At 47.5% G+C, this 13,030-nt stretch carries 11 protein-coding genes and 1 pseudogene; 9 read left to right on the forward strand and 3 right to left on the reverse strand.

The window, feature by feature from the left end:
• From METMK1DRAFT_RS08080 to METMK1DRAFT_RS19495, 3 genes are all read left to right on the forward strand, one after another.
• Positions 1-493, forward strand: a 493-nt coding sequence (locus METMK1DRAFT_RS08080; protein WP_155812378.1) for a helix-turn-helix transcriptional regulator, incomplete at its 5' end; no start/stop codon positions are given.
• The gene (locus tag METMK1DRAFT_RS18505; RefSeq protein ID WP_425357381.1) at positions 493-669 is read left to right on the forward strand and encodes a hypothetical protein; all 177 of its coding nucleotides are present in this window, start codon (positions 493-495) and stop codon (positions 667-669) included. The genes METMK1DRAFT_RS08080 and METMK1DRAFT_RS18505, both read left to right, overlap by 1 nt.
• Positions 670-946: 277 nt before the next feature.
• A complete protein-coding gene (locus METMK1DRAFT_RS19495) occupies positions 947-1,069 on the forward strand; it encodes a hypothetical protein (RefSeq protein WP_009072761.1) in 123 nt (40 codons plus the stop codon).
• A gap of 81 nt (positions 1,070-1,150) precedes the next feature.
• On the opposite strand, the gene METMK1DRAFT_RS08090 is transcribed toward METMK1DRAFT_RS19495, so the two are convergent.
• On the reverse strand, positions 1,151-3,034 hold the full coding sequence (locus METMK1DRAFT_RS08090) for a hypothetical protein (protein ID WP_155812379.1): 1,884 nt from the start codon (positions 3,032-3,034) through the stop codon (positions 1,151-1,153).
• Between the two features lie 727 nt (positions 3,035-3,761).
• A pseudogene (locus tag METMK1DRAFT_RS20075) lies at positions 3,762-4,758 on the reverse strand (IS701 family transposase).
• Between the two features lie 412 nt (positions 4,759-5,170).
• Here METMK1DRAFT_RS20075 and METMK1DRAFT_RS08105 point away from each other — a divergent pair.
• From METMK1DRAFT_RS08105 to METMK1DRAFT_RS08125, 5 genes are all read left to right on the forward strand, one after another.
• Positions 5,171-5,893 carry an adenine nucleotide alpha hydrolase family protein gene (locus tag METMK1DRAFT_RS08105; protein ID WP_009072776.1) on the forward strand — a complete coding sequence of 241 codons (723 nt, stop codon included), beginning with the start codon at positions 5,171-5,173 and terminating at the stop codon, positions 5,891-5,893.
• Positions 5,890-6,756: an electron transfer flavoprotein subunit alpha/FixB family protein gene (locus tag METMK1DRAFT_RS08110; protein ID WP_009072778.1), complete on the forward strand. Its 867-nt coding sequence runs from the start codon at positions 5,890-5,892 to the stop codon at positions 6,754-6,756. Before METMK1DRAFT_RS08105 ends, METMK1DRAFT_RS08110 begins: the two co-directional genes overlap by 4 nt.
• Complete coding sequence (locus METMK1DRAFT_RS08115) at positions 6,753-7,958, forward strand: FAD-dependent oxidoreductase (RefSeq protein WP_009072780.1); 1,206 nt, start codon at positions 6,753-6,755, stop codon at positions 7,956-7,958. The genes METMK1DRAFT_RS08110 and METMK1DRAFT_RS08115 overlap by 4 nt, the downstream gene beginning before the upstream one ends.
• Positions 7,959-8,222: a ferredoxin family protein gene (locus tag METMK1DRAFT_RS08120; protein WP_009072781.1), complete on the forward strand. Its 264-nt coding sequence runs from the start codon at positions 7,959-7,961 to the stop codon at positions 8,220-8,222.
• A 252-nt stretch (positions 8,223-8,474) separates the two neighbouring features.
• Entirely contained in the window at positions 8,475-9,791 is a 1,317-nt protein-coding gene (locus tag METMK1DRAFT_RS08125; protein ID WP_048087748.1) for an ATP-binding protein, read from the forward strand.
• Between the two features lie 778 nt (positions 9,792-10,569).
• On the opposite strand, the gene METMK1DRAFT_RS08130 is transcribed toward METMK1DRAFT_RS08125, so the two are convergent.
• The gene (locus METMK1DRAFT_RS08130; RefSeq protein ID WP_009072785.1) at positions 10,570-11,184 is read right to left on the reverse strand and encodes a hypothetical protein; all 615 of its coding nucleotides are present in this window, start codon (positions 11,182-11,184) and stop codon (positions 10,570-10,572) included.
• Between the two features lie 461 nt (positions 11,185-11,645).
• On the opposite strand from METMK1DRAFT_RS08130, the gene METMK1DRAFT_RS08135 reads away from it, so the two are divergent.
• Positions 11,646-12,863, forward strand: a complete 1,218-nt coding sequence (locus tag METMK1DRAFT_RS08135) for a Rieske 2Fe-2S domain-containing protein (RefSeq protein WP_009072787.1) — start codon at positions 11,646-11,648, stop codon at positions 12,861-12,863.
• The last annotated feature ends 167 nt before the right edge of the window (positions 12,864-13,030 follow it).

Below are 13,030 nucleotides of genomic sequence, written 5' to 3' on the forward strand. Positions count from 1 at the left end.
AGTGAGCGGAAACCTCTATAACCTAACGTTAGTGGGAGACTCATTCAACATAGTTTATGCCCCGGTCTCTAAGCCTAGCTCTCCCATTGGAGAGGAGGATCTCTTGATCCTGATAGCCCTTGTAGTCAGCGACTCCGTCTTAGCAGGTCTAGTCATTTACTTATATAGGAGAGGCAGGGTTAAGAGGGTTGAACAACCTCAGAGTGAACCCCGGGTTTCCAACGTAAGCCAGGAGGCTGAAGAGGAGGAAACGGAACTAACCCAGGAGACGCTAAACGACAGAGACATACTTGTACTTGAGGCGTTTAAGCAGGGGGCTAAGACGCTCTCAGATGCGGTTAAGGCTACGGGACTCCCCAAGTCCACCGTGTACAGGAGGATAAAGAAGCTCGTGAGGCTCGGTTATCTTGTGGAGAGGAGAGAAAAAGGTAAGATATGGTACGAGGTCGGAACTCCTCACGGCGAAAAAAGTGAGGATCATACTAATGTGTAGTGGTTGAGGGAGATCACCACCATGTCCACTATCGACTCCCCAAGTCCACCGTGTACAGGAGGATAAAGAAGCTCGTGAGGCTCGGTTATCTTGTGGAGAGGAGAGAAAAAGGTAAGATATGGTACGAGGTCGGAACTCCTCACGGCGAAAAAAGTGAGGATCATACTAATGTGTAGTGGTTGAGGGAGATCACCACCATGTCCACTATCACGTACGCCAATACCGCTATCAGGAACAGAGCGGTTATCTTTTTCTCCTGGGACAAACCTTCTCACCTAAGTGACTAACCTCGTTGGTTTCTCAAAAGGAATCTCCAAGGAACGTTGAAACAGAAGTTTTGAGACGTTCCGTTCCTTTTCCCGCCATTTCAGTCAGTTTCAAGCCCTTCGGGCGAGGAAATGTGCCGTGAGGTTCCTAATAAGGGGGAAACCACCAAGTTAACTTGGTGAGAACATGGCTCAAGAGAGAAAAGAGATAAGTGAAGCCAAGTTGACCCTATACGCCATAATGGCCGCTGTGGCCTACGTAGTGACGGACCTGGTTATAATGGCCCAGACTGGCTTCAATATAATGTAATTTTTTTTAAAAAAAGTTTTATAATTTTCTGCTTTTGGAAACCCTCAACCTTGTTTAGTTCCTGAAATTTCACACGATAACTTACTTGACCTTGATGGCAACCAGTACACTGATGGACACCACTATAACGAAAGAAATCACTTTGTATAAGAACAAATCCTCTTGAGTCATAGGACCTATCAGCGTGTCCGCGTATACCTCCCCTGAGGTTGTATTACTAATGTTAGGGCTGGAGGAATTAGTCCCAGTCCTCTCGGTTGAATTACCATTAAGGTTAAGTTCCCTCTTGAAGGTCACGTTGAGCTTAGAATCTTTGGGTATGGATACTAACCTGGGGTAGCTAACGTTTAGCCCCGACATGGGGATAGAGACGTCGTAAACCCCTGGATAAAGGCGTATCACCATAGGGTTGGACGTGATGTTAATTGCACTGCCGTTAAGAAACATAGTCCAAGTACTGTTATACCCTGAGGAGTAGATGACCAGAGGGAACTGTTGTTCGGTGAAAAGCACTATTAACACCACCGAAGCGTTCTCTGATATTCCGTTAAGGTCGTAAGACGTATAGCTCGGCAGTACTTCCAGTGTGGACGGATTGAGTTTAGCGAAGGGAAAAATCTCCTTCACGGTGTAGTTATAATACAACGGAGGATAGATCCTTAAACTATAATTACCTAAAGGTAAACTGAGATTCAGTATGGAAGAATTTGAAGTGTAATTGAATTTTCCAACGTCAGCTCCCCAACTTACTCCCCTGGGTAACCCTTCACTTATCACGAGTACCCTGAATGAAAGCGGGAAAATGCCGATCGACACCGTGGACTGATTGGGAAGTATGGTTCCAGAGTAATTGGAGTACCCAGGTGGCGAAATTACCTCAAACTGATACTCCGACAAGGGTAATTGGAGGGTGACCTCGGGAGAAGTTTCCCTAATCCATAGTTCACCAAGCCTCAAAGTCCAGTTTCCCGAAATCCCAGTCAGGGTTAAGGTTGTTATGAACGAAGAAACATAAGGGAATTGGTAGACCTCAACCCCCTTCTCGCTTCCTGTCACTACGTAAATCCCATGATCACTCCAGCTAGAACCTTCCAACTGGCCTTGGACAGTATAGCTTCCTATTACCTTTCCAGTATAGAGGTTGAGTTCATACATCTCGCCGGTTAAGTTTGAGAAAAGGTATCCTACACCATCGGTGTAGTTTAAGACCAGGGAGGGAGTAAAGTTGGAGTCGAGGTAGGTTAAGTTACTGGAGATTACCGCTTCCTTGGAAGGGCCCAAGATCCAGATTGAGGAATAGGGTGCTGGTAACAGAAGGGTGCCCTGAAAAGAGAGATTTAGCACGAAAGTCGAATTTCGAGAATATATTACGAAACTGCTGGGTTGTGTACCTAGGGCGTAAATATTACCATCGTAAAACTGAACGTCCTTTATATAGGAGAAATATTGTGACAAGGGCAATATCCTCGTGATATTCCCCAGGAGGAGAGCATATGGACCCTGGTCCGAGTTGATTCCTAGAAGCACGTTATAGCCTTGCTGTCGGATGATAGAGATATACCCTCCGTTAAAAGGACCATAGGAAGCTATCAGGGAGGGAGCTATTACCACGCCGTTGAAAGTCACTAACTGATAAAGCTGAAGATAAAGGTTCCTCCCCTGATAATACCATAGGAGTAGGTCGGTTGACTGCGTTGAGGAGTTGAAGGACAACGCTCCCGCAGAGGACGACCAGCCCGTAGTCAACTCAATTGATAAGGTCTGGGTGCTGGACTTGCCCTGATAATATGTCAGGTAAATGAGACCGGACCTGTTAAGTACTACTGCAACATAATTACCTTGATCGAAAGCATATATCGGGGAACCAAGAACATTTATCTCGGACTTTAAGGAGAAGTCTGACCCAATAACCGCGATTGAGGTTCTTGAGGTTCCATTAACTACGTATGATAACCCTATCAGCAACGAATTCTCCCCCTGTGATACGAATGAGACTTCTCCGGAACCTAGATTGATACACTGAGCTGTTCCTAGATCATAAATAACCAAATCGGCCTTGGAATACCCCACCAATATGAGAGAATGGGTAGAAGGCCAATAAAAGGTACATTTGAGCGTATCTAGGGGAATTCCACTAATTTGATACTCGGACTGCGCATGAAACACCAGGGAGCTTAAAAGGGGTAAGAGAGAAAGTGAAAGAAGAATAGCCAGCAGTAACCCTTTCAGCCTCATTATCGTAAGGCTATACTTCGCGTGATAATTAACGTTTTCCCAATAGGTCCTTAACAGCAAAGCATTGCTTCAGTAACCCACATCGCATGGCGCAACCTCCTGGACAACGGCTAACATCGACTCGACTGGAACGTTATTCCAGGACTTTGAGCCCACAAAAGTTGTACTTAATTCTAATTCGATTATATGTTTTCCTGATAAAATGAATGACAAACCTCGCCTCTTCTAGGGGCGGGGTAAAGGTCATTAAGCCCAAAACTACTACTTCTAACAACAGTTTAGTGACTTCCCCTTTATTACCGCCCCTTTTCAAGGAAAATCTAATAACTGCTATTCTAAGATGCCTTCTTCTGGTCAACTTCCTGGGGATGAGGAGCGGGAGCCGACCTCTCCCGCGATGCCCGGTATACCCAAAATGACCTCCTTGAAAATAAGTCATGACAGCAGTTATGGGACTTTAACGTAACTTAAAGATTTTCATCAGCCCCGGCGGTCCGCCTAAATGACGTTCGAGAGCCTGAGGAACACCTCCACGCTCCTCAGGTTCAGCTCCCTATCAACTCCCTGACGACGTTGTTGATGGTGAAGATCGTGAGGTAGCCCTGAAGCCTCTCCCTCCTCCAGAATGAGGAGTCCCAGGGCCTTGACGTCCCTTGGAGGTCCTCGATCTCCCACCTTATCTTCCAGGCCTCCTCGACTTCCTCGCTGAGCGAGAGGTCGGTCGTGTAGAGGTACCTGGCGTGTGTCCCAGAGTCACGTTTACATTCCCGGACTAGCAACTTTACCGTAATGGGTCGGCCTCCCAGGGTCAGGTCGGCGTAGTAGACTCCGGGGGGTATCCCACTCGGAGGTGTCCCTCCACCTCCTCGAGGGTCCCCTGGACCGACTCGACCCTGAGTTCGGTTGGACTTGAGCTCAGACACCGCGTTGTCCGTCACGAGCTTCTCGGACAGTACTGGGGTCGAAGACGACCCTGGCTACCGGAAGCGCTCCTTGAGCACGTCCAACATCTCGCCACCTCGATCTTGGTCTTGAACTCGGTGACCCTCACAAATTCAACATCTTCCTCACGGCGTAGGGGAAAGCCCCCACCATGAACGTCCTGCCCGTGGAGAGGTCCACTACGGCGACCGTGAGGAGCTTGGCCCTCTCGAACCTCCCGTGGGTGTGGCAGTAGGTCCAGTAGTTCTCAGGGGCTCACGTCCTCCCGGAGCGTCGTGGTCCACTGTGTCGTCCACGATGACGACCTGACCCTTCACCAGCCTGACAGGACCTCCAGGTAGTCCCTCCACGCATCTCCGAGTTCTCCCAACGCCCCATCAATTCACGTTCCAACCCGAACGTCTCGGCCCTGTTCCTCACGCTGGCCCTCCCACCTACCAGGACCATGAGGAGAAGTGCCAGTTAACCTTCCTGCTCCTCCCGTTCCTCCCGACCACGCCCAGCCTGTTGATCTCCCTGACAGCCTCTCCCTAGCGAACTCGATCTGTCCCTTTCCGCACCTTTTCAGCAGGAAGACGTCGAAAAATAAAAACTTCTCGCCAATACCGGCTTTTTCGTATTACCTCCCTAAGATTCCCATAACTGCTGATATTAGATCAAATATTTTTGGAAGAATATTTTGAATCTACCGTCATGGCGGGGAAGAGGTAAGATGACATGGAGATGACATCCTTTCTATTTTCTCTAGCTCTAGAAGGTGCGGCCAGGAGCTGAAGTGAAGCCCTCTTGTTTTTCAGAAGAGTGAGTGAACCATTCTGGAAGGGGAGAGGCTCATCTCCCTGTCGTCCCGAGGGCCTATAATCGTGGCCTGGTGGATTAGGGCTTCAAAGATACTCATTTATCCCTCCTCGACGATCTACAGTCATGATAGCTGTAGCTGGGTTCAAGATAGTCCCAGACGATACGTTGATAAGGGCAGTCAACGGGAAACTGGAACTTAACGTTCCCCCCAAGATAAGCACTTACGACAAGAACGCCATAGAGGAGGTGGTGAAGATCAAGGAGAAACTGGGTTGGAGGGCAGTGGGGATAACAGTGGGGAACACTGACAGGAAGAGCGTGAGGGAAGCGTTGTCCATGGGACTGGACGAGGTGATTGCCGTGAGCTCGGGTTACCTGGACGTTCCTGGCACTGCTCAGGCCATGGCTGAGAACCTCAAGGCAATCTCTCCCAGTCTAGTGGTTTTGGCTGAAACCACCACGGACAGCAGTACTTCGGCTCTCCCTCCTTACCTGGCTGAACTCATGGGTTTCAACCTGGTCACCTATGTCAGATCCATGAGGATAGAAGGAGAAGTCGTGGTAGCCGAGAGGAGCGTAGGTACGGTGGAAGTCGTTAGGGCTCCTCTTCCTGCTGTAATCTCGGTCACTGGAGAGATAAATACACCCAGAACCCCATCTGTGAAACAGATAATGGAGTCAGCTAAGAAGCCGGTGAAGCAGGTTAACTTCTCCGCTCCTCTGATGGCGGAGCTGAAGGAAGTTGTGCCGTTCACAGTGAACAGGAAGAGAGTCGTAATAGAGAAGCCCCTGGAAGAGGCCGTGGACCAACTAATCAATTACCTCAAGGGTGAGGGTATACTATGAAGGTACTAGTAGTGTCGGAGGACCCCGAATTCTTCAGGTCAGCGTCCTGGGTGTCCCAACAGTTACCTGCAGACCAAATTGAGGGTATACACTTCAGCGAGGTCAACTACGTTGACGTACTTTACCTAGTCAGACCTGATGGGTACTGGGAGGAGTCCATAGCCAACGTGGTTAAGAGCATCTCGCCCGATGTAGTCGTGGCGGGGAGCACTAGGAGAGACAAGACGGTCGCGTACTCCATGGCCGGGAAGTTGAGGGCTTCAGTTGCAGGAGACGTGACAGAGGCGGTGTTAAAGGAAGGGAAACTGAGGGTCAAGAGGGTAGTGTATAGTGGAGCTGGAGTGGCTACCCTAGACCTGAGCCTACCGGCGGTCATCACGGTTCAGAAGAACACGATGGAGCCGGCTAGGAGGAAGGGAGAGGTCAGGAAACTCCAATTGGATCCTTCTAAGGTTACCCTGGTGGAGAGGAGAGAGGTGTCCCAGACTGTGGCCTTGGACAAGGCTAAGACGATCGTGTCTGTGGGGAGAGGCATAGGCTCCAAGGAAAACATTAAATATGCCGAGGAACTAGCCAGGGCTTTGAACGCTGCCCTGGGCGGAAGTAGGCCGGTCACCGCTGAACTGGGTTGGTTACCTGAGGACAGACAGATAGGCCTCTCCGGGAACAAGGTCAGACCTCAACTCTACATAGCCCTGGGGATATCCGGACAACCACAGCACCTAGCTGGGATCAGGGATTCTCGCTTGATAGTAGCGGTAAATAAGGACAAGAACGCCCCCATAGTCGAGAACGCCGACTACACGGTGATAGCTGACGCAGTGGAGTTCTGTAAGATGATGGTGAGGAGGCTGACCAAATGAGCTTTGACGCAGATGTCATAGTGGTTGGTGGAGGGCTAGCAGGGCTCTCGGCTTCCCTCACTGCTGTGAGGGAGGGACTCTCCGTACTGGTCCTCGAGAGAGGTGAGTTCTCCGGGGCCAAGAACGTGAGCGGAGGGAGGATGTACGTTCATGCCCTGAGACAGCTAGTGGACATCTCAGAGGCCCCTCTGGAGAGACCCATAACCAAGGAGACCTACCTGATCAAGTGCAGTAACAGGGCTATATCATTCTCCTTCAGTGATCCTGAGAGTAGAAACAGTTACTCCGTTCTCAGGGCCAAGTTCGACCCATGGTTGGCCAAGAAGGCTGAGGAGGAAGGGGTGATAATATCCTATAACACCCTGGTTCTAGGGGCTGAGAGAGAGGATGGAGGCATGACCGTGAGGACCAACAGGGGGGACCTCAGAGCCCCCCTGGTGATAGAGGCTGACGGGGTCACTGCCGGGATCTCAAGGAGCCTGGGACTCAGGAAACTGGAACCTCACTCCCTAATGTTGGGAGTCAAGGAGGTGGTGAAACTGGAGGGGCCTCCCGAGGAGGGGGAGGCTAGGGTACTCGTGGGGTTCGTGGGCGAGCTGTTGGGAGGTGCGTTCATGTACACCAACGAGGATACACTGTCGTTGGGTGCTACAGTGAAGATAAACTCGTTACAGGAGGGCAACAAAATGGCGAGAGACCTTGTGGAGGAAATCAGGGAGTCACTGGGCGTGACCGGGGAGGTGTTGGAGTACTCAGCCCACCTCATTCCGTATTACGGATATGATAAGCTCCCTCCCCTTCACGCACCCAACCTCTTGGTAACTGGGGATGCTGCAGGTCTACTCATAAATGACGGGTTTGTGATAAGAGGTATGGATCTGGCCATAGGATCTGGAATGATAGCAGGTAAGGCTGCCAAGAGGATCCTGTCAGAGGGTAAGCCTCAGGACACCTCAGTGTATGAGAGGATGTTGAGGGAATCATTCGTACTTAAGGACATGTACACCGCCAGGAGAGCGTTCACGCTAATGAACGAGGAGAGACTGTTCAGGCGTTACCCAGAGTTATTGTGCGATGTGTTGGCCAGGATGTTCAAAGTGGAAGGCGAACGGAAGAGGTTGCTTGAGGTAGTCCAGGAGGAGGCGTCCAAGAGAGGACTGACACTTACCAAGTTGGTGAGAGACCTAGTCAAGGTGATGTGAGTGGATCTCCTGAAGAGGCTCGGATTGAACAAGTACAACGTAGATAAGAAGTCCCACATAAAGGTAAACCTGGAGATATGCAGGACTTGTAAAGAGAAACCTTGTATCAAAGTATGTCCGGCCGGTACTTACGAGAGGTCGGGAGACGTCATAGAGGTACACTATGAGAGGTGTCTGGAGTGCGGCGCTGCCCTGGTAGCCTGTCCCTTCAACGCAATCGAGTTCCAGTTTCCTGAAGGCGGAATAAGTTATAGGTATGGATGAAAAAACTTCTCGCTAATACCGAGTTCTCGGTATTACCTCCCTGAGATTCCCATGAATGCTGTAGGATCAATTAAATCACTTTCATTCTATAGAAACAAATAGAAATCGCAATGGAGTCCTGAATCGCCCGACTTTTACCCCTTTAAACTACTTTTTTGTAATCTCTGATTGTTTGTCACATGTGACAAATTTCTCACGTAATGATTTGTCGTGTATGACAAATTTATATTAGCAGAAGTGTTATACCATATTGTGAACGATGAGGAACTACTTAAGATAATGTCAGAATGGAACTTCTGGGGAAAGGAAAGACCTAACTTAGGAACAGAGAGGAAATGTTATATAGAGAGAATAATAAAATTGTTAAGCAGCGTAAAAGTCATAGCAATTTCTGGGGTTAGAAGGGCTGGGAAGTCCTTCATTGCAAGGCAAGTCCTGAACAAATTAATAGAAAATGGAGTAAACGTTGAAGATACTTTAATTATCAGACTCGACGACGAGAGGCTGATAAACCTTAACTATGAGCTACTTCTGAAGATGTATAACCTCTATCTAACTTACGTAAAGAAGGATAAGAGTAAGTCTACTTATGCTGTGTTAGATGAGGCACAAGAGGTTGAAGGTTGGGAGAGGTTCGTTAGAGGATTAGAAGAAAGATGCGAGGCGAAGATGATTGTTACGGGATCTTCAGCAAAGCTGTTGAGCTCAGAGTTTACAAGTCTCCTCTCTGGAAGGCACGTTGAAGTTAGAGTCACTCCTCTCTCCTTCCGTGAGGTACTGGAATTTAAAGGGATGAAAATAAAAGATGTGCTCGAATTCGCTGAAAACTTGGATAGGATAAAGAGAGAACTGATAGAGATGATTAACTATGGCGGATTTCCTGGCGTTGCACTTAATCCAGAAGTTAGGGCTGAGCTTATTCACTCCTACTTCAACACTATTATTGTAAAAGACGTTGTTAATAGGTATAAACTTAGAAGGGAGGAGAAGATAAGGACTCTCGCAAAGTTCTACATCTCCTCCTCTGCTTCTAAAATAACTTACAATAGCGTATCTAAGTTCCTTAAAATCCCAGTGAAGACCGTCGAGAGGTATTCCGAATATCTTGAAAAGTCATTCCTAGTCTTTTTCCTAAAGAACTATTCAATATCTCCTAAGGCCATAGAGAATTCTCCGAGGAAAGTTTACGTGATAGATAACGGCTTTCTAAAGTACTTTTCTACCGCATCTCTTGGAAGGGCTTTTGAGACCTTGGTAGTTCAGCATCTATATAGATATGCTTTGAAGAGATTTTATGAACTGTACTATTGGTCTTCTGAGAACTCCGAAATCGACGTTATTATAAAGAGCGGGAAAAAGATCCTTCCCATACAGATAACTTATGAACTGAATAATGAGAATGAGGAGAGAGAGTTGAAAAGCTTAAAGAAGTTTAAGAAATACGCCAGTTATGATAGTTCGATTGTGATTACGTTTGAGCAGGAAAGAGAGATAGAAGGAATTAAAGTTCTCCCTGCATATAAGTTTCTCCTTAGCCTAGATGATGTACTGGACTCTTTAGTAAGCTAGAAGTGTTTGTACATAGAAGGTCAATACTCTCGCTTGTATTCTCCTGTTTAATGATAAGCCATACGCCATGAGCCCCTCTTCTAAGATTCTAGGGTTTTCATCACTTTTCTCTACTTGCTTAGGGGTTAAGAATTCCGATTCTATCGTGTTAATAATGCTGGTTTTCACAAGTCTTCTTACGTTATCGTTACCGCTTCCAAGCTTTGCTCTCTTTGCTTCCCTATTCTCCAGTTTTGAATAAGTTAGTTTGAAGCGTTGGGTTAATACTTATTATGGCTTGATTACGCTCTAGAATTGAGGATGAGTTCTATTATTTGATTTCTAAGGATAATTATATTAGGTATTGGATTAATAAGTTTCACGACGTGCTTAGGGATCTTGAGGAAGGTATAAGTGTGGGAAAATTTCTCTCTTATTTGATTTGTTATCTATTAACAAGTTTTATCTCACAATAATACAAGCTTCTCTCGGTGTTTTTCCATTTTATGTATTGATGGAAAGTTAAAAGCCTGTTGAAGTTATAATGAAAAAGACTATAACTCCAATGTGAGAGGCAATCGAGAAATCAACTCTTAATTCAGGTGAACTCACGTGCCTAAGGTCTTGGAGGTCAGGATCAGATCGACCGGGAGTACCGCATTTGCTTACTCGTAACCCGGCACTCCAGCTTTAGAGTAGAAGTTTTTAAAAAACAGCAGTTATGGGACTTTCCCTTAAATATCGCCCTGTAATCGAGGCAAAATCTAATAACTGCTGTAAAAAACAATTAACTTAAGACTTAGTTGTCTGAGCCGTATCCAGAGTCAGAAGATCCAGAATTGTTATCTCCCTGACTTGAGTTGGTAGAATGATCAGGGCTGTTGTCAGACGCAGAAGTTACTCCGCTTCTGGTGTTGGAGTTCATGTCAGGGCTGTTGTCCCCCTGATACGGCTTGACTATAATGAGCGGTTTGTCTTGGACACCGTTTCCTTCAGGATTTTGAGATACTTGGTAAGACACCTTTATCTGAACCTGATAAGTTCCATTGCTCAAGTAAGTGTGAACATCGTTCTGTCCTTCGGTTAAGTAGAGGGTTTTATTACCCACTATTATAGTTACGTTGAAGGAAGAGAACACCGATTCTATGGGATTCTCATTTAATTCGAAGGTGTAGTTACCTGACGTATTGACTGTCATAGTAGTGTTGGCCGAGGCTGTTCCCAACTGACCAGGAGTCAAATTACCTAGATTCAGATTCGCGGTGTTCAATATCACTTGGGGTTGTGCAGAGCTCTGACTTGTCACTTGACTTATCGTATAGGTTATAGTAGCCAAGGTCGAAAAATTGGCTGCACCGGCTGCAGCTCCAGTGGCCACTACGGCCGCCAGGAGTATTAGGGCCATCTTATTCATTTTTTCACCCTGATCTCCTCTAGCCTCTTGTGTCTTATTAGGCACACACAAGTTCACAATTCCGGTCTACAGGGGGGCGTTTCAATCGAGTAATGAAATTCAGGAATCGCCAGACTTTCCTCAATTTTCACCTTGAAATAGGGAATCTAACAACCGCTTTGAAATAATTGAAGGAACGCACTCACGGGTGATGAGGACTTCCCGTTCAACTGTGAAATCACGGTCAACAATTATTGGAATCGGTCTAGATTGCAGGGCGGTACTCAAGGGAAAATCCCACAATTGACGTCACGGTATACTTAATTTACGCTGTTTTGAGGAATGTTTCACCCTGAATGAAACGAGTGAAAATTGAAATTATACTTCAGATATTAAAAAATATACGTAAAAAGTATTTTAATAAAAGAAATACTCAACGTTTCACAGGTTTCTTATATAGAATCCCTCCCCAAGAGCTGGACATGAACCTTCAACAGATCTCCCTAGACGTGCTCTTCCTCACGACAGCGGCTGTATTCGTTCATTACTTGACCAGAGGACGTCATTACCCCGAGCCAAAGGTCGGTGGAAGACACTTTGTTTTTTACACGAGATGGCAGAGACTCTTCCACTGGATTACCTTCCTCCTCATGTCGATCCTCGCTCTCACAGGGTTCACCATGTTGCTCACCGGGAACTACTCGACACTGAACTTCCACAATTTACTAGGACTTTTACTTTCTATCCCGTTCGTCGGACACGTGATCTTCGACTTCATGAGGCGTAGCGGGAGAGCTGAGATGACCATTAGAGTGAGGGAGCTCATGGAGTTGATTCGTCCTCACGGCGTTAAAGGTAAGATTGGAGGAAAGTATCATCCCTTGAAGAAGATGCTCCATCTGGGTTTTTCGCTTTCCTTTTTGGGCTTGGCGCTCACAGGGGTCCCCATGTTTCTTTTCCCTACTGGGCTCGGACCCGTCGCGTTCACCTACGTGCTGGACCTTCACGTATTGTCAGCCTTAATGATGGTTGGGTTGGGGATAGGCCACATTTACATGGCTTTCCTACCCTCCAATAAGCCTCTCCTTATGGCCGTAACGGTAGGACTGATAGATGAGGAGTATTTGAAAGCTCACTATGAGACGGCGAGTTTAAATTTGAGGCCCGTTGGGACGCGTAAGATCACGACTAACCTGAGCCGGAGAATTTTTCTGGAGTCTACTGTTCTGGCGTCTGTCCTAGCCCTGATGGCTGGGATATTAGCTGGGTCAATCAGTCAACGTAACGGAGGGAGTCCCAGTAGTTCCCAGTTACAAGCTCAGGGCGAGATAGGTCCGATAGCTAACGTGAGTCAGTTGAAACCCAACACTGCGAAGATGTTCTCGTTTCCCAACGGCGCACCTGGGATAGTGGTAGAGCTACCCAACACGCAGCTCAAGGCGTTTAGCGCGGTTTGCACGCATCAAGGCTGTACCGTAGGCTACATACCTGAACAACAGATCATCTACTGTCCTTGTCACGGTGCTGAGTTTTCACCTCAGGACGGATCGGTGATCGCGGGTCCTGCACCGGCTCCCCTGACTGAGTACCCCATAGTGGTGGATCAGAATACAGGAAACGTTTACATCCAGCTGGGATCTAACTCATCGCCTCCTCCTAGCAGAGGAGGGGGAGACGACGGGGGTGGGGGAGACGACTGAGTGTTCACTAGTGTGTCATCCTCTTTGCACCCTAGATTACGCGGGTACAACCGGTCTCCTTTTATCTCTACACCCCTATTCGACTCTTTTATGTTTGACCGTGACCGAGTTTAGGGACTTAGTCCTCAGCCACCTACCAAGACTGTAACGCTTCTACGTAACTACTG

It is taken from the genome of Metallosphaera yellowstonensis MK1, from assembly GCF_000243315.1.
Lineage (GTDB): Archaea > Thermoproteota > Thermoprotei_A > Sulfolobales > Sulfolobaceae > Metallosphaera > Metallosphaera yellowstonensis.